The sequence below is a fragment of the Acinetobacter sp. YH12140 genome (genome assembly GCF_013418475.1).
Classification (GTDB): Bacteria; Pseudomonadota; Gammaproteobacteria; order Pseudomonadales; family Moraxellaceae; genus Acinetobacter; species Acinetobacter amyesii.
Genome location: NZ_VPBZ01000003.1, coordinates 227899 through 247088, shown reverse-complemented (window position 1 = coordinate 247088; position 19190 = coordinate 227899). Strand labels below are relative to the sequence as shown.

General features: G+C 40.2%; 19 protein-coding genes. 10 read left to right on the top strand and 9 right to left on the bottom strand.

Annotated elements, in window-relative coordinates; translation table 11 throughout:
• Nucleotides 1-97 precede the first annotated feature (97 nt).
• Together bioB and queG are read right to left on the bottom strand one after the other, a co-directional pair.
• A complete protein-coding gene (gene bioB, locus FTU75_RS04895) occupies nt 98-1090 on the bottom strand; it encodes a biotin synthase BioB (RefSeq protein WP_168379635.1) in 993 nt (330 codons plus the stop codon).
• A 277-nt stretch (nt 1091-1367) separates the two neighbouring features.
• Complete coding sequence (queG, locus tag FTU75_RS04890) at nt 1368-2462, bottom strand: tRNA epoxyqueuosine(34) reductase QueG (protein ID WP_180115286.1); 1095 nt, start codon at nt 2460-2462, stop codon at nt 1368-1370.
• Nucleotides 2463-2482: 20 nt separating this feature from the next.
• On the opposite strand from queG, the gene FTU75_RS04885 reads away from it, so the two are divergent.
• Both FTU75_RS04885 and FTU75_RS04880 read left to right on the top strand, forming a co-directional pair.
• Nucleotides 2483-3970, top strand: coding sequence for an NAD(P)H-hydrate dehydratase (locus FTU75_RS04885; protein ID WP_180115285.1), 1488 nt, complete (start codon nt 2483-2485; stop codon nt 3968-3970).
• A gap of 1 nt (nt 3971) precedes the next feature.
• Entirely contained in the window at nt 3972-4247 is a 276-nt protein-coding gene (locus FTU75_RS04880; protein ID WP_180115446.1) for an acylphosphatase, read from the top strand.
• A gap of 71 nt (nt 4248-4318) precedes the next feature.
• On the opposite strand, the gene ruvC is transcribed toward FTU75_RS04880, so the two are convergent.
• On the bottom strand, nt 4319-4864 hold the full coding sequence (gene ruvC, locus FTU75_RS04875) for a crossover junction endodeoxyribonuclease RuvC (protein WP_078189034.1): 546 nt from the start codon (nt 4862-4864) through the stop codon (nt 4319-4321).
• A gap of 132 nt (nt 4865-4996) precedes the next feature.
• On the opposite strand from ruvC, the gene FTU75_RS04870 reads away from it, so the two are divergent.
• Both FTU75_RS04870 and FTU75_RS04865 read left to right on the top strand, forming a co-directional pair.
• Nucleotides 4997-5569 carry an FxsA family protein gene (locus FTU75_RS04870; protein WP_180115284.1) on the top strand — a complete coding sequence of 191 codons (573 nt, stop codon included), beginning with the start codon at nt 4997-4999 and terminating at the stop codon, nt 5567-5569.
• Between the two features lie 145 nt (nt 5570-5714).
• Nucleotides 5715-6362: a LysE family transporter gene (locus tag FTU75_RS04865; protein ID WP_180115283.1), complete on the top strand. Its 648-nt coding sequence runs from the start codon at nt 5715-5717 to the stop codon at nt 6360-6362.
• 69 nt (nt 6363-6431) lie between these two features.
• Here FTU75_RS04865 and FTU75_RS04860 read toward each other — a convergent pair whose 3' ends face one another.
• The 3 genes from FTU75_RS04860 to ahpF all read right to left on the bottom strand — a co-directional run bounded on the left by FTU75_RS04860 (nt 6432) and on the right by ahpF (nt 8935).
• Nucleotides 6432-6626 (bottom strand): hypothetical protein, encoded by a 195-nt coding sequence (locus FTU75_RS04860; protein WP_111885752.1) that lies wholly within the window; start codon nt 6624-6626, stop codon nt 6432-6434.
• Nucleotides 6627-6860: 234 nt separating this feature from the next.
• The gene (locus FTU75_RS04855; RefSeq protein ID WP_180094142.1) at nt 6861-7103 is read right to left on the bottom strand and encodes a hypothetical protein; all 243 of its coding nucleotides are present in this window, start codon (nt 7101-7103) and stop codon (nt 6861-6863) included.
• A gap of 266 nt (nt 7104-7369) precedes the next feature.
• Complete coding sequence (gene ahpF / locus FTU75_RS04850) at nt 7370-8935, bottom strand: alkyl hydroperoxide reductase subunit F (RefSeq protein WP_180115282.1); 1566 nt, start codon at nt 8933-8935, stop codon at nt 7370-7372.
• Between the two features lie 283 nt (nt 8936-9218).
• Between ahpF and FTU75_RS04845 the strand changes: the two genes are divergently transcribed.
• Nucleotides 9219-9437, top strand: coding sequence for a DUF1653 domain-containing protein (locus FTU75_RS04845; RefSeq protein WP_180007360.1), 219 nt, complete (start codon nt 9219-9221; stop codon nt 9435-9437).
• 57 nt (nt 9438-9494) lie between these two features.
• Nucleotides 9495-10088, top strand: coding sequence for an O-methyltransferase (locus FTU75_RS04840; protein ID WP_180115281.1), 594 nt, complete (start codon nt 9495-9497; stop codon nt 10086-10088).
• An 85-nt stretch (nt 10089-10173) separates the two neighbouring features.
• Here the strand turns inward: FTU75_RS04840 and FTU75_RS04835 are convergent, their stop codons facing one another.
• The 3 genes from FTU75_RS04835 to ahpC all read right to left on the bottom strand — a co-directional run bounded on the left by FTU75_RS04835 (nt 10174) and on the right by ahpC (nt 11928).
• Nucleotides 10174-10380, bottom strand: coding sequence for a KTSC domain-containing protein (locus tag FTU75_RS04835; RefSeq protein WP_078189026.1), 207 nt, complete (start codon nt 10378-10380; stop codon nt 10174-10176).
• 217 nt (nt 10381-10597) lie between these two features.
• Nucleotides 10598-11074 (bottom strand): hypothetical protein, encoded by a 477-nt coding sequence (locus tag FTU75_RS04830; protein WP_180115280.1) that lies wholly within the window; start codon nt 11072-11074, stop codon nt 10598-10600.
• Between the two features lie 290 nt (nt 11075-11364).
• The gene (ahpC, locus tag FTU75_RS04825; protein ID WP_078193727.1) at nt 11365-11928 is read right to left on the bottom strand and encodes an alkyl hydroperoxide reductase subunit C; all 564 of its coding nucleotides are present in this window, start codon (nt 11926-11928) and stop codon (nt 11365-11367) included.
• Nucleotides 11929-12284: 356 nt separating this feature from the next.
• Between ahpC and FTU75_RS04820 the strand changes: the two genes are divergently transcribed.
• The 4 genes from FTU75_RS04820 (at nt 12285) to FTU75_RS04805 (ending at nt 19105) form a co-directional block, all read left to right on the top strand.
• A complete protein-coding gene (locus FTU75_RS04820; RefSeq protein WP_180084199.1) occupies nt 12285-12722 on the top strand; it encodes a hypothetical protein in 438 nt (145 codons plus the stop codon).
• A 540-nt stretch (nt 12723-13262) separates the two neighbouring features.
• Nucleotides 13263-17180, top strand: coding sequence for a DUF3418 domain-containing protein (locus tag FTU75_RS04815; protein ID WP_218948329.1), 3918 nt, complete (start codon nt 13263-13265; stop codon nt 17178-17180).
• A 30-nt stretch (nt 17181-17210) separates the two neighbouring features.
• Nucleotides 17211-18326 (top strand): beta-ketoacyl-ACP synthase III, encoded by a 1116-nt coding sequence (locus FTU75_RS04810; protein ID WP_180026928.1) that lies wholly within the window; start codon nt 17211-17213, stop codon nt 18324-18326.
• 11 nt (nt 18327-18337) lie between these two features.
• Nucleotides 18338-19105, top strand: coding sequence for a 1-acyl-sn-glycerol-3-phosphate acyltransferase (locus FTU75_RS04805; RefSeq protein ID WP_180115278.1), 768 nt, complete (start codon nt 18338-18340; stop codon nt 19103-19105).
• The last annotated feature ends 85 nt before the right edge of the window (nt 19106-19190 follow it).

The following is a 19190-nucleotide window of genomic DNA, read 5'->3' as shown; positions in this document are numbered from 1 at the left end:
TTAGCCATTTCATTTGTTCGCACCATCTCTTGCATTGCACATTGAAACCTATCACTGATCATTCAATTGAACTAAGCCCCGAAGTTCGGGGCTTATTTTAAGCCATTTGCATAGCATCAGTTGAAAGCTGTGCAGCATTTGGTTTGGGCTGTTCAGCCACTAAACCGAGTTTGCTAAATAAAAGCTGATCTTTGCCTTCGCCTGCATTTGGCGTGGTCAGCAGTTTTTCACCAGAAAAAAGTGAATTTGCACCTGCCATAAATGCCAAAGCTTGTTCTGAATCACTCAGGGATTCACGACCTGCAGAGAGTCGAATATAGCTTTTTGGCATAATGATCCGTGCGACTGCAATGGTGCGAATCCATTCGATCACATCAAGTTTCTCAACCTCTGCAAGTGGGGTACCTTGAATAGGGACAAGGAGATTAATCGGCACGGATTCAGGATGAATCGGCAGCGTTGCCAACTCCATCAAAAAGGCGATACGGTCATCACGGCTTTCACCTAAGCCCACAATTCCGCCGCTACAGATTTTCATTCCAGATTGGCGAACATAGTCTAGCGTCGTTAAACGGTCATCATAGCTACGCGTGCTAATGACATTGGGATAATACTCACGAGAGGTATCGAGGTTATGGTTGTAATAATCTAAGCCTGCCTCATGTAGGCGCTCTGCTTGAGACTGATTCAGCATGCCAAGGGTCATACAGGTTTCAAGTCCCAGCGCTTTGACTTCACGCACCATTTCTAGCACATAGGGCATGTCCCGTTCATGTGGATTGCGCCATGCAGCGCCCATACAAAAACGCGAAGAACCTGAGGCAAGCGCAGCTTTCGCTTCATTGATGACTTTTTCCACAGCCAGACGTTTTTCAGCTTCTAATCCAGAGTCATAATGTGCAGACTGAGAGCAATATTTACAGTCTTCAGGGCACTTGCCGGTTTTAATCGAAAGTAAGGTGCTGACTTGAATATGATTGGCTTGGAAATATTCACGGTGAATGGTCTGTGCTTGGAATAATAAATCCATCAATGGTTGTTGATACAACTCTTGTATTTCTGGATGTGTCCAGTCATTTCGGTAGCTCATAAATGATCCATATTTTCTGCCTAATGCAGATCATCATACGTAAAATTTGCAGACTTCCAAGACTATTTTGTAACATTGCAATTTAGCTAAAATGCATTGAAATGACTTTTTCAAAGAACTTTTGATATTTAAGATGCTTGCAAAGTTATGCTAAATGACAGAACAATCGCTGCAATGTTTATTTTGAGCTAAAAAATTAATTTTCTTGGATTACGTCACTAAGTTTTAGCTTAAATGAAAACTTTGTAAGGATCTGGAAAATAGAGAATAAAAGTCCTTAAAGCATTTTTGAGTTTTGTTCTGCAATTGCCCAATCAATATGAACTTGCACAATCGCGTCATGTTTTTCGCGAGAATTTTTTAATGATTGAACAATATTTGAACTGTATGGTGCATTGCCTAAGCCTATCGCGATATTTCGCATAAAGCTTTGATAGCCTGTTCGTCGGATAGGACTGCCTTCAGTACAGCTTAAAAAAGTGGCTTCATCCCATTGCCAAAGATCTAATAAACTCACTTGGTCGAGGCCATGACGTGGATAAAAGTCCTCAATTTGAGTTTTATGCGCAAAGCTATTCCATGGACAGATGAGCTGACAGTCATCACAACCAAACACACGGTTGCCAATGCCACGGCGTAATTCTTCAGGAATGATGCCTTTGTATTCGATGGTTAAGTAGGCAATGCATTTACGTGCATCTAACATATAGGGCTCAACGATGGCCTGTGTTGGACAGATATCAATACAGGCTGTGCATGAACCACAATGTTTGGTTGCCGGAGAATCAAAAGGTAATTCGAGTGATGTAAACAGCTCACCTAATACAAAAAATGAGCCTGATTTTTTATGGATCAGTAAGGTGTGTTTGCCTGTCCAGCCCATGCCTGCATTTTCAGCTAAGGATTTTTCAAACACTGGTGCAGAGTCGGCAAAGGGTCTAGATTCAAAATCTCCGATTTTTTCACGGATAATATTCGACAAGGTTTTTAAACGACCGCGCATGACTTTGTGGTAGTCACGACCTCGTGCATAGCGTGCAATGATGGCTGAGTTTGGCTCATCTGGAATATAACGTGGTTTTGGGGTTTCGACCAAATAATCCATGCGGACACAAATGATACTGCGGGTGCCGGGGACTAAAAGTGCTGGATTGGCACGTTTTTCAAGGTTTTCCTCTAGGAATTTCATATCGCCGTGATAACCACGTTCTAAATATTCTTTAAAACGAGGGAGTTCCTCTTGAGCATCTGGCTTTGCGATGACACAATCAGAAAAACCTAAATTTAAGGCTTGTGCTTTAATCCATGCTTTTAGGGTTTCTGGATCATATTGATCGACAGGAATTTTTTGTGCAGGAGTTGAAGCGGCCATAATCATAACAAGGAAAAACAATGCGTCTGCAAGTTTACCATAGCCCTGTTTATCTTAGCCAAAGTATTCAAGCTTGGGAGCAGCGTTGGTTTGCTCAGCACAATAGCAGTTATGGTCTGATGCAGCAGGTCGCATGGTCGATTGCTCAGCAACTCATTCCAATGTTAAAGCAGCAAAATTTAAATAATATTGCAGTATGTTGTGGTCAGGGCAACAACGCAGGTGATGGATATCTTACAGCGCAATACCTACAGCAAGCAGGCTTTCAAGTTGATATCTATGCCGCTGAAACAGGGGCATCGAAGGACTTACATTCTGCGGTACAAGAAGCGATAGATCACAAGCTTAAGATCTATACACATTTTGATTTTCAGCGAGATTATGACGTCTATATCGACGCATTATTTGGTATAGGACTCAATCGTGAACTTTCTAGCGAATGGCAAGCCATTATTCAACGATTGAATGCATGCATGGGACTCAAAATTGCGATTGATATTCCAAGCGGTTTACATGCCAATACAGGGCAGCCTTTACCCATTGCATTTCAAGCCGATTATACCTTTACGGCATTGGGTCTAAAAGCAGGGCTATTTACAGGTCAAGCGAAGGAATATGCAGGTGAAGTTGCGGTGATGGCATGTATACCGACTGATGCAGAGCTAGAGCCACTTGCGTATTTGTCGCCACAGAAAATCACTTTACCTGCACGTCAAGCTTTTGGTCATAAAGGCAGTTATGGCCATGTTTTGGTTGTTGGTGGCCATGCTGAAATGGGTGGGGCGGTGATTATGGCTGCTGAGGCTGCATTCCATGCAGGTGCAGGTAAGGTTACGGTTGTTTGTGATGCACGACATCACACCGCGATTTTGGCGCGCGCACCGAATATTATGCTACGCGATATCAATGCATTAACTACAGAAGCGATTCGGCAACTGATCGATCAAGTCGATGCGATTAGCTTTGGCATGGGGCTTGGTCGTGACGATTGGGCACAACAGCAGTTTCAGTCATGGTTTCCATTGATTCAGCAGTCAACATTGGAAATTGTTTTGGATGCAGATGCCTTGTGGTTTCTAGCTGAAACACCTGAAAAATTGAATGCAAGCACCTATGCAACGCCACATCCGGGTGAAGCTGCGAAATTACTGGGTATTACTACTGCTGAAGTTGAAGCAGATCGTGTACAAGCAATTCAGTATTTAAAAGAAAAATTTCAAGGTCAATGGGTGCTTAAAGGCGCAGGCAGCTTAATACTTGAAGATCAGCTTTGGATTTGCACCGCAGGTAATGCAGGAATGGGTACAGGCGGTATGGGAGATGTGCTTGCAGGGATGATTGCGAGTTTAAAAGCACAATTCCATCAGCAAATTCATCTGCATGAAATCGTAAGCTTGCATGCTTTAGCAGGTGATGTATTGGCGAAGCCGGGGATGCGTGGTTTGCAAGCGCAGGATATGGCCCAAGCGGTTTATCATGTGGTTAATCATTCAGGAGTTAAAGACTAAAATGCATGCGGTTAAATTGCGAATTCAAGGTAAAGTTCAGGGTGTTGGTTATCGTCGTTGGTTTGAACAGCAAGCGGTTGCACTTGGTTTAAATGGCTATGTGAAAAATCTAGCGACGGGCGAAGTTGAAGCGCTGATTATTGGAACTGAAGATGCCATTCATAAAATACTGAAACACAGTCTGGTGGGGCCTTTACGAGCAGACGTGACTAAAATCGATCAGCAAGAAATACCAATGCATGAATTAGACTATAGCGGTTTTAAAATGATTCTCTAAATTTGATCACTAGATTGAATGGGCTTTTGAAAACAGAATGAATTACTGAGCTATATGAATTGACGATTTATTTATCGACGTCGAGTGCTTACACGGCTTCGGCCACGAGCCATACCACCTAAGGCATTCAGTACAGCCATTTTACTCATACTCCCGGACGCATGCGCATGACAAATTGCGGCAGCCAAAGCATCGGCTGCATCCTGCTGGGGTTTGATGCTTAGGTTCAGAATGCGCATAACCATCATTTGGACTTGTTCTTTATCAGCAGCCCCATAGCCGACCACAGATTGTTTGATTTGACGTGCAGTATATTCAGCGACTTGTAAATCTAAATTGGTTAAAGCGGCAATGGCAGCACCGCGTGCTTGACCTAATTTTAAGGCCGAGTCAGGGTTTTGAGCCATAAATACTTGTTCAACCGCAGCTTCAGTAGGCCCGTGAAACTTTACGATACGATCAATACCAGCAAAGATACGTTTTAAGCGTTCAGGCATTTCTGTTGTTTCGGTACGAATGGTGCCAGCATCGACAAAACGTAGTTTAGAACCATCCTTTTCGATGATGCCGTAACCAGTTAAGCGAGACCCAGGGTCAATACCGATAATTAATGACATGTTTGCCCTATTTGCCCTTTAAAAATAAAATAATGCCCATATTGTTACATAAGCGTGTCAAAAAAGCTTGATAGTGATTGAGCAGTTGAACGCAACACCTTAAATTAATTTACTGAGATTTGTTTAATTTTCATGAAATTATTTCTTCTGATTTTAGCAGGCTTGATCCTGGAAGTGTTTGTCTGGATCGGTGTGGGCGACCTCGTCGGCAGCATGTGGTATGTCTTTTTCTGGTTCGTGGCGGCCTTCTTTATAGGGATGAATATTATCCGTAAATATTCATCAGGTCTGATGCCTCAAATGCAGCAAATGCAAGCAGGTCAAATGAGTAATGATCCAGCTTTAACTGGAAATTTACCAAAAATTTTGGCTGGTTTCTTATTGCTGTTACCGGGTCTAATCTCAGATATTATGGCATTACTTATTTTGATTCCACCTGTACAAAATGCCATGAAAGCAGTCATGATGAAAACAATGATGAAGCGTCAGCAAGCCATGATAGAAAAAATGATGGGTGGCATGATGGGGGATATGGGAGGCATGGGCGGTGCTCAAGGTCAGAACCCATTTGCAGATATGATGCGTCAAATGCAAGATATGCAAAATCAGCAATCAGGTCGTGATTCATCCGTTATTGATGGTGAAGCTCGTGAAGTGACGCCAGATGCGAAACAAATTGAACTGAAAGATGTCAATAAAAAATAATTAACTCAGTATGAAAGGCCGAATGTGTATTCGGCTTTTTTTTGCGTAAATTTTGATACGGCCTAAAAATAAACCTTGTGTTGCCAACAAAAAAATTGAACAGGCGATATAATCTTCACGTTTTAATTCAAATGAATCAGCTTGCATGTCACTGTTATTCACCATCTGTGCGCTTCATTTTGTTGCGCAGTTGAGTCCCGGTCCAGATGTATTATTAATTGCTAAAAGTGCAGCATCAACAACGCGTGCAAATACCTTAAAAATTATTTCGGGGATCTCTGTCGGGATTGTGGTGTGGGTCGTTTTAACCTTATTGGGCTTTACGGTTCTGGTTGAGCAATTTCCATGGATACAACAAGTTTTAATGGCTGTTGGTGGATTTTTCTTGGCGAAAATGGGTTGGGCGATGTTTAGTGGTGGGCTTAAAAGTTTAAATCAAACAGCCAATTTAGAAGATGGGCAGGCCTTAAGTCAGCAGAATACTGAAAATTATTTCTTATTAGGTTTATTTACGAATTTAGCCAATCCGAAAACACTGATCTATTTTAGTAGTGTGTTCTCACTGGCGTTGAGTTCATCAGCCAGTAGTAACCTAAAAGCACAGCTTGCTGTCATCATTCCGATTCAAACTTTTATTGTGTTTAGTCTGTTTATGATGATTATGTCTTTGCCCAAAATTAAAGCACTCTACCAACGTTCTGGTAGTTATATTGATGTGGTTTCAGGGGCGTTATTTTTAATTTTTGCGATTTGGCTGTGGTTCGACGCAATTAGAATGTTCAATCTTCAATAGCTGCAAACATATTGCTGTCAGCAAAGCGAAAGCCAAGTATTAGAACTTGGCTTTTTTTATGTGCCAATTTTATTGCTCTGGATTGGTTTGATCTTGGTCTTTGGATGGTGCTGTATTTGATGGATCTTGTGCAACATCGGTAGTTTCGGCATGATCACGATAGCGGTTTGGCTTGAGGGTGGTTTCGGTATTTTCAGAGCCTTTGTATGATCGGCTACGATTGGCGCGTTCACGTAAACCGCCTTTTTTTATTAACTGCACCATCGTCTAGAACCTCATTGCTATTGTCATAGTTTAAAGAATTTTCCTCGTGAAGATAAGTGAGCAGGGCGATGCTAGCGCATAAAAAAGCCTGAAATCATTCAGGCTTTCATCATTTTAATTTCTCGCTTTGAATGACTTTAAAGCAACTGGATAATAGTGCTTAGATTTAGTTTGGCTAAATTTCACACATTGCCAGCCTGTTCATACGGCTGTATTTGGCTGTTGTAAAAAAACTTAATTTTTACCATCTTGCTTGAGTACTTCAAAGATGTTGAGTTGGGTTGTCGCTTCAGTATCGTGCTGTTGCAAATACACTTGGATACTCTTAAATAGAATGGCAACAGCCAAACAACTGAGTATGCAAAATATCCAAAAGCCATATGGGCTACGGATATTATGTGAGCCACATTCGGAACATTCTTTATCGCTTGAAGCCAATACTTTATTGCAACAAGCACAGTGATATTGATAGTGCATTGCGTTTCTCCATTTAGTCGAATTTGACCAACATTCTTGTTGTTATTGTCAACCATCAATCCGTGATGATTGTTTTATCTTAATGTGCAAATAAGCTGCTGTACAAGTTTTAAACGGTTTGTTTTGCTCATTATTGTGTAAATGAAAAGCGTCAGTAAGTTAAATAATTGTTTTATTGATAATTTAAATATGAAACAAGACATAAATTTTCAGTCATAAAAAAAGCCAGTTCGAAAACTGGCTTTTGTTGTTCTGTTTAAACTGAATTATTGACCCGAACGGATGATGTAATCAAAAGCAGATAATGATGCTTTCGCGCCTTCACCTGTCGCAATGATGATTTGTTTGTAAGGTACTGTTGTACAGTCACCGGCAGCAAATACACCTTTCACATTGGTTTCGTTGCGCTCGTTAATTACGATCTCACCACGGTTTGAAAGTTCAACTGCTGTTTCTTTTAAGAAATCAGTGTTTGGTAACAAACCGATTTGTACAAAGATACCAGCCAATTCAATTGTTTTGATTTCATCAGTTGCACGGTCTTTGTAGTTCAATGCAGTCACTTGTGAACCATCACCGACCACTTCTGTAGACAATGCATTCATGATCACAGTGGTGTTCGGTAAGCTATTTAACTTGTCTTGAAGGACTTGGTCAGCACGAAGCTTGGTATCAAACTCAACAAGTGTTACATGTTCTACAATACCAGCAAGGTCAATTGCTGCTTCTACACCTGAGTTACCACCACCGATCACCGCAACACGTTTACCTTTAAACAATGGACCGTCACAGTGTGGACAGTATGCAACACCACGTGTACGGTATTCTTGTTCACCCGGAACGTTCATTTCTCTCCAACGTGCACCTGTTGAAAGAATCACTGCTTTAGATTCAAGTTTTGCACCATTCTCTAAAGTCACTTCAACCAAGCCATTGGCTGTTTCATCTGCACCTTTGATGTCAGATACACGTTGCAAGTTCATGATGTCCACACCGTATTCACGTACATGTGCTTCCATTTCAGCAGCAAACTTAGGACCTTGTGTCTTTTGAATCGACGTGTAGTTTTCAATGTCCATGGTATCCATAACCTGACCGCCCATGCGTTCAGCCACGATACCTGTTTTGATACCTTTACGTGCTGCATAGATTGCAGAAGTATTACCTGCAGGGCCACCACCAATCACAAGGACATCAAAGGCTTCTTTGGCATTTAACTTTTCAGCATCTTTTGCAGAAGAGTTAGTGTCTAATTTGGCAATGATTTCTTCCAAAGTCATACGGCCTTGACCGATGTGATTGCCGTCTTGGAATACCATTGGTACAGCCATGATTTTGCGTTCTTCCACTTCGTCTTGGAAGAATGCACCATCAATCATGGTTGCAGTTGTACCTGGGTTGTAAATTGCGATCAAGTTAAGTGCTTGAACCACGTCAGGACAGTTATGGCAGCTTAAAGATACAAACACATCAAAGTCAGTTTTAAGACCTAGACCTTTGATGGTGTTCAGTACTTCGTCAGAAACTTTCGGTGCATAACCTGAAGTTTGTAACAATGCCAAAATCAAAGAAGTGAATTCGTGGCCCATCGGTAGACCTGCGAAGAATACGCGTGGAGTTTCACCTGCTTTTGCAATACCAAAGCTTGGAGCACGGCTGTTGTTACCGTCAAAACGTGCAGTCACTAAATCAGATAAAGCAGCAACTTCAGTTACCAATTCTTTAATTTTGTCTGATTTGTCCGTGCCGTTTAAAGTCGCGACGATTTCAATCGGGCCTTCAAGGCGTTCAAGTAAGGTTTTTAATTGAGCAGAAGTATTTTGATCTAACATTGCTAACGTCTCCAGAGGAGTAAATTTATTTGATGAGAGAATGATAGAACAAACCATTAAATAGGTGAAACGGTTTGTTTTTATAAAATTAATCGGTTTTACAAATCAAGTGATTAAATTTCTTTCTAAATCATAAGAATATACCGATGTGAATGCAGTCAATATTGGGCCACTATCGAGAAATACAAGTTAAATAGTGGAAAAATAAACGAATTCATCGCGCTTTAAGCGAGAGAATGCTAGAGTCAACGCTATTGTATTGAGAACTTTTTAGGGAAATGGCATGCAGGTTAAACAGGGAATTTATCAGCATTATAAAGGTCAGTTGTATCAAATCTTTCATGTTGCAACACATAGTGAAACGCGTGAAAAAGTTGTGGTCTATCAGTGCTTGTATGACGACTATTCAATGTGGGTCAGACCCTTAGAGATGTTTATGGAAACCGTTGAAATTGATGGTGAAGTAATTCCACGTTTTAAACTGATCCAAGAAACCCACTGAGCAGACATTTAGTACTTTAATCTTTAAATATGAAAGAAATAACAAAAGGACAGAATCATGAGCATGGATGCAAATTTTAAAAACTATATGCAACAACTCTATGCAGACTTTAGTGCTCACGATGCTGCGCAAAATCACCGACTTGCGCGTTACCGAAATATTGAGCCTGAGTCTGCACTGTTTTTAGCTATGCAAATTCGCTTAAAACAAGCCAAACAGATCTTGGAAATTGGAACATCTACAGGCTATTCCACGCTGTGGTTAGCAGATGCTGCGCAGTCTACACAAGGGCGGGTCGAAACCATTGAAATTGATGCAGCGCGCATTGAGAAAGCTAAACAGCATGCGGAAAATTTAGCTTTATCCGAATACATCGAATTTCATCATGGCGATGCACTGCATTTTTTACAGCATTCAAATCGTCGTTATGATTTCATTTTATTAGATGCAGAACGTGATGCGTATGTGGCGTATTGGTCATATTTAGCTGAATTAATACAAGTTCAAAATGGCGTGTTAATCGTGGACAATGTGCTGTCACATGCCGATGAGGTCGCTGAATTTATCCAGCGTGTTGAAACGGATGATCGTTTTATCAGTACAACATTAAATGTGGGCGCAGGGCTTTTTATGGTGATTTGGCGCAACTAAAAATCAGGGCATTCAGCCCTGATTTGATCGAATTTTTTTTTAATTAGTAAAAATACTGTTGCTATAGCGCTGAGCTTGTAGCGATTTAACCCTGTAAGCTTACTCGTGAAAAATGTAGATCATATTCTAAATATTTGTGGACAAATGCCGTTTTATCACTACATCGAAGTAAATTATCATAAATAAAAGGTGAAACTGGATAAAAGAGATCCCCAGAACCATTCGCATAAAATATTTTTAAGTAACGTGAAGAAGAACTGTATTTCCAAGAAGTTACAACAGTTGTTGTCATAAGCCACCCCCTTATTGCGTTGTTATAGTCATACTGCAGTTAAAGGTTTATCTCATTTGAAATTAAGACAAATTTAGGGCGTGGAGTATTGCAGAATTGTTAAAAAATAATGTTTTATCTCACATTTTTTTCATTTCTTTATCAACTAATTTGATAAAAAAATGCCAGTTCAAATAAATGCCATAAGTGTAATTCTCCCATATTAGTGTAAGGAGAGTTAAAAACTACGGCATTGTTCTGATTTATTGCCTTTGACTTGGTTGTTGCTGCCATTAATTGAAAAAGCATTTTCAAGACAAATCAAATTACCTGCGATTTCATTATTATTTAGAACAATATTGCCATTATTTTTCTTTAATTTGAGGTCGCCTGAAATTTGATTATTGAGGAGTTGGATGTTTTTCCCTGTCGTAAAATCGACATTGCCACTGATATTGTTATGATTGGCAATGATCTTGGTAAAATTTTTATTCGATTCAATATTGCCTTTGATGTGGTTGTCATGCAGTTCAACACTGGCACCATTTTCTAAAATAAGATTGCCATGAAGAATTAAACCTTTAAGCTGACAATTTTTTTTGACTTTAATATCCTCACGAATACTTTGGTTTTTAATTTCACCTTCGCAGTTCACGGCAGCAAAAGTCGTAAATGAACATAAAATTAAACTGATCGAGACGAAATATTTTTTCATGGGCTTACATCTTCCTGAAATAAGCAATTGACCTAAAATTCATGTTAAAAATACTGAAATACCGGCAAAGATGTAAGCCTAGACAATCAAGTTTGCGGCGCATTTTTATTATATTTGTGTAAGTTCTAACTTGATGAATATCTACAGATATGTGGATAGTGCTAATACGTTAAAGTTGTATGAATAAAGTGTGAACTGCGTAGGGTATATAGAGGTACATACTCTCCAATAATAGGCATAAAAAACCACGCTAAAAGCGTGGTTTTTGAATCAGTTCAATCTAATACAGATTAGATTTTACCAACTAGGTCGATTGAAGGAGCAAGAGTTGCATCGCCTTCTTTCCATTTAGCTGGGCAAACTTCGCCTGGGTGAGCGTGTACGTATTGAGCTGCTTTAACTTTACGAAGAAGTTCTTGAGCATCACGACCGATACCACCAGCGTTGATTTCAACGATTTGGATTTTACCTTCTGGATCGATAACGAAAGTACCACGATCAGCAAGACCGTCAGCTTCGATTAATACGTCAAAGTTTTTAGCAAGAGTCCAGTTCGCATCACCAACCATTACGTATTGGATTTTTTTGATTTCTTCTGAAGAATCGTGCCAAGCTTTGTGAGTGAAATGAGTGTCAGTAGAAACTGAGTAGATTTCAACACCTAGTTTTTGGAATTCTGCATAGTTGTCAGCAAGGTCACCAAGTTCAGTTGGGCAAACGAAAGTGAAGTCAGCTGGGTAGAAGAATACAACAGACCATTTACCTTTAAGATCAGCTTCAGTTACTTCGATGAATTGACCATTTTGGAATGCTTGTGCTTTAAACGGTTTAACTTCAGTATTAATTAAGCTCATCATTGTCTCCATGATTGAGGTTTGTTTTTGATTTCCAATAGGGTACAGAAATTTTTCTTATTGCTGAAATAGTATTTTTACATAACTAATATCGGAAAATCCGAATTAGTACACTCCAGAACTATTTCAGCAATAACGATTATTTATCATTATTTCATTCGATATAAGCCATATCAATGCCATATAAAGTTGAAAGTAAAATGACAAAATCATCTTTTTAAAATCTGTAACCAACATGATGCTTGTGGCATAAGATTTCAAGGGTGATCTCTAAAAAAGTTATAAAAAATATTTCAAATTATAGAATTTGTTCATATAAGATGGCATGAACATAAAATGACTCCAGATTTGATCAGGTGCTTAGTCAATTTTTTCGTATCATTGCCATTCTCAGTCTTGCACTTGCATCACTATGTATTCTTAAAGTTGAAGACACAGGTACAAATTTATGTATCTATGAATACTTGCAACCTCAAAAAGCGACCTATTTTAATGAACTATTAGGAACTTCATCAGATGATCCTACGCTATTGAGTACCATGGGAATCGTTGGAATCTTCTTTTTTTTCCCACTGTTGCTATCATTTAGACGTGCTTGGTATGTGGTTATATTATGGCTATATGCGATTTTTCAATTCATCATCATTTTAATGATAGAAACTGCTTCAATTTCAAAAATTATCTATGACAGTATTGTTTATTGTCATAATGGTTGGTTGTTCGCATGGGTGATCGGGCAGAGTATATTTATTGTTTTTAGTATCATTTATATTTTCTATGGGACTGAAAACTAATGGATAAAGCATCCAAATGGATAAGCTTGAGTTGCCTATTCTAGTCAGCATGTGGGTTTATTTTTCTGTACTGGATGAATCAAGAATGTGCTTTCAATTCAAGGTGCTAGCCCGAATCAAATTATTTATTAAGCTGAAATGAATGGTTTTTCATCGGATGAACCTCTTTTATTTATTTTTATTGCGTTGATTTGCTTTTTATTCTCAATTTTTTTGTGCTTAACAAAATCTATTCATCATTTTTTGATCATCTCTTTCATTTTATTGATGTTTTTAATTGTGCCATTGAGTATATTCTATACAGTGTCATTTTATCAGCCATTACATGGCAGTATTGAAGCATGTGGCAATTATTGGCTATTGGCCGCAATTTTAGTTTTTTATCATTTTATTCTGTTCGGCTTTACCTATTGGTTTCAGGCACGCAAAAAATAGATTCATCTTTCACTATTTTTACATACAGCGTAAAATATTCGGTTCTATTTTAATTATCAGGATAATGCATCTGTGCCAAGTCAGTTAAATGTCGATCAATTGGTCATGGTTCGTGATCGCCATCGCTTAAGTCGGCTGAAAAAAGGCAAAGAAGCCAATCCTGAAAAATTTCAAGATTTGTTTGAAAAGTCGAATGCGAAAGTGCGCGAACGGATTGCCCGCATTCCCAATATTAAATTAAATCAAGACTTACCTGTTACGCAGTATGCGGACAAACTAATTGAAGCGATTCAAAAGCATCAAGTGATTATTGTGGCAGGTGAAACGGGTTCGGGTAAAACCACACAGTTGCCTCAAATTGCCATGCTTGCAGGTCGTGGTTTAACAGGTTTGATTGGCCATACTCAACCCCGTCGACTAGCAGCGCGTAGTGTTTCGCAACGTATTGCAGAAGAAGTGGGCGAAAAGCTGGGGGAGTCGATCTCCTTTAAAGTTCGTTTCAATGAACAAGGTTCACAAGATTCCATCGTTCGATTAATGACCGATGGTATTTTATTGGCTGAACTGGCTAATGACCGATTCTTAAATAAATATGACACGATTATTATCGATGAAGCGCATGAGCGTTCGCTAAATATTGACTTCATCATGGGCTATCTCAAACAGCTCTTGCCTCGTCGTAAAGATCTCAAAGTCATTATTACTTCCGCGACATTAGACGTAAATCGCTTCTCGAATTACTTTAATGGGGCACCTATTTTTGCGGTCGAAGGTCGAAGCTTCCCAGTAGAACTCCGTTATCGTCCGATTTCAGAGCTGAGCATTGTCGGTAGTGATGACGATGAGTTTGATGATTTTGAAGAAAATTTACCCCGTGCTGTGGTTTCAGCCGTAGAAGAATGTTTTCAAGATGCGCAGGAAAAAGGTCATCCTGAACATGCCGACATTTTGATTTTTGCCAGCACTGAACAAGAAATACGTGAGTTACAGGAAACACTGCAAAAGTTTGGGCCAAGACATACCGAAGTTTTACCTTTATATGCACGATTGGCTTTGGCAGAACAACAAAAGATCTTTAATCCATCAGGCGGTGGGCGACGTATTATTATTGCCACCAACGTGGCAGAAACGGCTTTAACTGTACCGAATATTCGCTACGTAATTGATAGTGGCTTTGCACGGATATCCCGTTATAACTATCGCTCACGTGTACAGCGCTTACCAATTGAAGCAGTATCACAAGCAGCAGCAAATCAGCGTAAAGGTCGTTGTGGTCGTATTGCACCAGGTGTGTGTATTCGACTGTATTCAGAAGAAGACTTTATGAGTCGTCCTGAATTTACCGAACCGGAGATTAAACGAACCAACTTGGCCTCGGTTATTTTGCAAATGCAAAGTTTGGGCTTTGGTGAATTAGAAGACTTCGATTTTATTGAGCCGCCAGATCATCGTTTGGTGAATGATGGTCGTAAGCTTTTGATTGAGCTTGGGGCGATGGTTGAGAAAGGGAAAGCCCCTCTTTCGCAAAGAGGGGTTGGGGGAGATTCTATTGAAAGTAATCCCCCTAAATCCCCCTTTACAAAAGGGGGACTTCCTCCGGCGAAGGGTGGTGGTTTAACCAAAATCGGTCAGCAAATGGCGAAAATGCCGATTGACCCACGTCTTGCACGGATGATTTTGGGTGGAGCGCATTTTGGCGTATTAAATGAAGTCTTAATTATTGTCGCTGCTTTAGCGGTACAAGATCCACGTGAACGTCCTGCGGATAAACAAATGCAGGCCGATCAGAAACATGCTTTGTTCCGTGAAGCTGACTCAGATTTCTTGTTCTATATCAAATTATGGGAAGCTTTGGTTGCTAACCGTGACATGAGTGAAAATAAGCGTCGAACCTTTGCGCGCAATCATTTCCTCAGTTGGTTACGTCTTCGTGAGTGGAAAAAAACCCATGAGCAATTGGTGGATTTGGCTCAGGGCTTGAAACTCTCTTTTAATGAAAAGAAGGCCAATTACGAAAATCTGCACCGTGCGCTTTTAACAGGGTTGCTTTCATTTATTGCCAATAAAACAGATGAACGCAATGTATTCATGGCGGTGCGTCAGCAAAAGGCACGTATTTTCCCTGCATCAACTTTGCATAAAACCAATACACCTTGGGTCATGGCTTTTGAGATGGTGGAAACCTCTCAGGTATATCTTCGTACATTGGCGAAAATTGAACCTGAATGGATTTTATTGGCTGCAGGCGATTTATTGAAGCATCATTATTTTGAGCCGCATTGGTCGAAAAAAGCTGGTGTGGTGAATGCTTATGATCAAATTTCTTTATTTGGTTTGATTATTGAGCCACGTCGTCAGATTAATTATGAAAAAGTGGATCATCCGGCGGCGCATGAAATTTTCCTACGCGATGCGTTGACGACGGGACATTTGGGTATTACGCCGCCGTTCTTAAAACACAATTTATTAAAACTCGAAGAAGTTGAGCGTGTTGAAGATAAACTGCGTCGTCGTGATTTGGTGGTGGATGAAGAAACCATCTACCAATTTTATGCTGCAAAAGTGCCTGAAGAGGTGGCAAGTCGTCGTAGTTTTGAAGACTGGCGTGCAACTGTAGAACCGAAAAATCCACGGTATTTATTTATCGATGATGATGCGCTTTGGATGAATGACCGTCCAACGACCCAGCAATTTCCAGACTACCTACGAAATGGTGAACTGCGTTTGGCTGCAAGTTATCGTTTTGACCCAAGTCATGATGAAGATGGTGCAACGGTCAAAATTCCAGTTCAAGCTTTGCCGCAAGTGGATGAAAATATTTGGTCATGGGGCATACCCGGTTGGCGACAAGACCTGATTGAAGCCTTGCTTAAAGCCCTGCCTAAGGATAAACGCCGTCACTTGGTGCCAATACCTGATACGGCTCGTAAATTGATGGATCGTGTCGATGCCGTGCATTTGCGCGAGCATATTTTTAGTTTCTTGGCATACCAACTGCGCGGTGAGCAAATCACAGACAAAGACTTTTCTTGGGAACGCGTTGAGCAATATCTGCTGCCTTTAATCAAAGTCATTGATGAAAAAGGCCGTGTGATTGAGCAAGGTCGTGATCTAGATGAACTCAAAGCACGCTGTCGTACGGAAACTCATAGCCCAGTCAAACAGTTAAAAGGTGAGTTTAAAACCTTCCCTGATAATTTTGTGTTCGAAGCATCACAAAAAGTCACGGGTGTGGTGGTGAAACAATATCAAGCGCTTGTTCCAGTCAAAGGCTTTGCAGAGTTGGATGCCAAAGACGAATCTGGCGTGGTGATTCAGACCTTCAATGACCAATTTGAAGCAGTCAAACAACACCGCGAAGGGATCATTCGTTTGGTTCATATGCAGTTGGGTGACTTAGTTCGTCAGTTGAAAAAACAGATTTCTAAACCCTTGGCATTGGCTTATTCACCGCTAGGTGACAAAGCCAAACTAGAGCAAATGTTAGTTTATGCCACACTTCAGCTTGCAATAAATGAGCTACCTGTCAATGTGCAGGAGTACCAAAACCTGATTTTAAATGTAAAGAAATCTTTCTTAACCCATGGGCAACAAGCATTAGCCGTCTTAACTGAAACCTATATTCAATGGCAGGATATACGTCGGAAATTGTTGGTTTTAGATGATTCTGTGTTTGGAAAGAACATTGATGACATTGAAGATCAACTCGATTTGATGCAACTTTCAGATTTTGTTTATGGCAAAACTTCCGATGTGTGGCTCGAATTTCCAAGATATTTGAAGGCATTAGTCTTGCGTTTAGACCGCTTGCCAAATAACCTACAAAGGGACAATTCTGCCATTGATCAAGTTGACCCATGGATGGAAAAATTATTTAAGTTTAAAAATGACACTCGCCTTAAAGAATTGTATTTCATGGTTGAGGAGTTACGCATCTCTATTTTCTCTCAACCAATGAAGACCAAGATGCCAATTTCTCCATCCCGCTTGCAAAAAGTATGGGATAAGCTCGGAATCAGTTAAGATATAGGTATTTTCTAAAAGGAGTTTTACATGGGCATCCGCATTACGGGTACAGGTCTTTATCATCCAGAAGACGTAATTACTAACGAAGAGTTAGTTGAAGCTTTAAATGCTTATGTGGAACAGTACAACAGTGATAATGCTGAAAAAATTGAAGCCGGTGAGCTAGAAGCGCGCCGTGGTTCAAGTGCAGAATTTATCGAAAAAGCATCTGGCGTGAAAGCACGTTATGTTGCTGAAAAAAGCGGTATTTTAGATCCAAAACGTTTACGCCCAGTGCTACATGAACGTCCAAATGATGAAATTTCGCTACAAGCGGAATGGGGCGTAGCTGCTGCAAAGCAAGCGATGGAAAATGCGGGTGTGACTGCTGAAGACATCGATGTTGTGATCTTGTCATGCTCTAACATTCAACGTGCATATCCAGCCGTTTCAATTGAAATTCAAACTGCGTTGGGTATTCAGGGTTATGCCTATGACATGAACGTTGCATGTTCAGCTGCAACTTTTGGTATCAAGCAAGCCTATGACGCGATCAAATCAGGCGCTCGTCGCGTGTTATTGGTAAACGTTGAGATCACATCTGGTCACACAGATTTCCGTATGCGTGACTGTCACTTCATTTTTGGTGACGTTGCAACGGCTTCGATCATTGAAGAAACTGAAACCAAAGCTGGTTTTGAAGTGTTGGATATTGACCTGTTTACTCAGTTCTCAAACAACATTCGTAACAACTTCGGTTACTTAAATATGAGTGAAGTCGATGCTGACATCGACAACAACCGTTTCCGTCAAGACGGTCGTAAAGTATTTAAAGAAGTGTGTCCATTAGTGGCGAAAATGATCACTAAGCAATTGGATGACAATAAAATTGCGGCAACAGATGTAAAACGCTTCTGGTTACACCAAGCGAATGCCAGCATGAATGAATTGATTCTGAAACTGGTTGTGGGTAAAGAACATGCTCAGCCAGACCTTGTGCCAATCATTCTTGATGAATTTGCCAATACTTCATCAGCAGGTGTCATTATTGCATTGCACCGTACTGCGAATGAAGTAAACCATGGCGAATATGGCGTACTTTGCTCATTTGGTGCAGGCTACTCAGTAGGTTCTGTACTTGTTCAAAAACATGATGCTGCCTAAGGTCAGCACATATGCAGGTTGAACATGATGCAAAATGGATAAAGCGTTTAAGCGCTTTATCCCGCATGTATTTCACGCCGACCTTTTTTGGCGCTGAATATATTGATGCATCAAAACCTGCAATGTATGTAGGGAATCATACAATTTACGGTGTACTCGATTCACCGGTGATTATTGATTATCTCTACAATGAACATAAAGTGGCTGTGGTCAGTATTGCTGATCATAACCATTTTTATTTGCCCGGTTGGCGTGGCATGGTCAAAAAGTTCGGTGCAGTCCAAGGTATTCAGGACTATGTCAGAACAGTGATGCAACAAGGTTATTCCATTTTAGTTTTTCCCGGTGGCGGTCGAGAGGTTTTGAAACGCAAAGGCGAAGCCTATCAACTGATCTGGAAGCAACGTTATGGCTTTTTAAAACTGGCGCAAGAATTTAATTATGATATCGTGCCTTTTGCCGCTTTAGGTGGAGATGAAGTCTTTGAACTGGGTTTTGATGCCAGTGTGATTATTGAACATCGTTGGTTTAAACAACTATTAAAAATACAAAAACTCGATAAATTATTACGCCATGGTGATGTGATTCCGTCTTTACCCAAACGGATTATCCCCAAGCGCATTCCGTTCTATTTTCAATTTTTACCCCGTCAAAGTTTAAGTCATATTCAGAGTGTGGAGGATTTAAAGCGTTATCGAGAGGCTCTACAACAAGATATTTACACTGCGATAGAACAGCTCAAAAGAATCCGTGCAGAACAACATTCTACAAATCAATAATAGTGACTACTCTTCAACTTCATCCATTTTTATTCGTCACAGCTCAAAATCGTAGAGAAATGAGTCACAACATTGGCCTTTCGGT

Excerpts from the sequence above, each read along its gene's own strand:
- FTU75_RS04840 (WP_180115281.1), top strand. The coding sequence starts at position 9,495 with ATGAGCATGGATGCAAATTTTAAAAACTATATGCAACAACTCTATGCA.
- FTU75_RS04835 (WP_078189026.1), bottom strand. The coding sequence starts at position 10,380 with ATGACAACAACTGTTGTAACTTCTTGGAAATACAGTTCTTCTTCACGT.
- FTU75_RS04845 (WP_180007360.1), top strand. The coding sequence starts at position 9,219 with ATGCAGGTTAAACAGGGAATTTATCAGCATTATAAAGGTCAGTTGTAT.
- ahpC (WP_078193727.1), bottom strand. The coding sequence starts at position 11,928 with ATGAGCTTAATTAATACTGAAGTTAAACCGTTTAAAGCACAAGCATTC.
- FTU75_RS04860 (WP_111885752.1), bottom strand. The coding sequence starts at position 6,626 with ATGGTGCAGTTAATAAAAAAAGGCGGTTTACGTGAACGCGCCAATCGT.
- FTU75_RS04880 (WP_180115446.1), top strand. The coding sequence starts at position 3,972 with ATGCATGCGGTTAAATTGCGAATTCAAGGTAAAGTTCAGGGTGTTGGT.
- FTU75_RS04805 (WP_180115278.1), top strand. The coding sequence starts at position 18,338 with ATGCAGGTTGAACATGATGCAAAATGGATAAAGCGTTTAAGCGCTTTA.
- FTU75_RS04865 (WP_180115283.1), top strand. The coding sequence starts at position 5,715 with ATGTCACTGTTATTCACCATCTGTGCGCTTCATTTTGTTGCGCAGTTG.
- FTU75_RS04810 (WP_180026928.1), top strand. The coding sequence starts at position 17,211 with ATGGGCATCCGCATTACGGGTACAGGTCTTTATCATCCAGAAGACGTA.
- queG (WP_180115286.1), bottom strand. The coding sequence starts at position 2,462 with ATGGCCGCTTCAACTCCTGCACAAAAAATTCCTGTCGATCAATATGAT.
- FTU75_RS04815 (WP_218948329.1), top strand. The coding sequence starts at position 13,263 with ATGGTTCGTGATCGCCATCGCTTAAGTCGGCTGAAAAAAGGCAAAGAA.
- FTU75_RS04885 (WP_180115285.1), top strand. The coding sequence starts at position 2,483 with ATGCGTCTGCAAGTTTACCATAGCCCTGTTTATCTTAGCCAAAGTATT.
- FTU75_RS04855 (WP_180094142.1), bottom strand. The coding sequence starts at position 7,103 with ATGCACTATCAATATCACTGTGCTTGTTGCAATAAAGTATTGGCTTCA.
- ruvC (WP_078189034.1), bottom strand. The coding sequence starts at position 4,864 with ATGTCATTAATTATCGGTATTGACCCTGGGTCTCGCTTAACTGGTTAC.
- bioB (WP_168379635.1), bottom strand. The coding sequence starts at position 1,090 with ATGAGCTACCGAAATGACTGGACACATCCAGAAATACAAGAGTTGTAT.
- FTU75_RS04870 (WP_180115284.1), top strand. The coding sequence starts at position 4,997 with ATGAAATTATTTCTTCTGATTTTAGCAGGCTTGATCCTGGAAGTGTTT.
- FTU75_RS04830 (WP_180115280.1), bottom strand. The coding sequence starts at position 11,074 with ATGAAAAAATATTTCGTCTCGATCAGTTTAATTTTATGTTCATTTACG.
- ahpF (WP_180115282.1), bottom strand. The coding sequence starts at position 8,935 with ATGTTAGATCAAAATACTTCTGCTCAATTAAAAACCTTACTTGAACGC.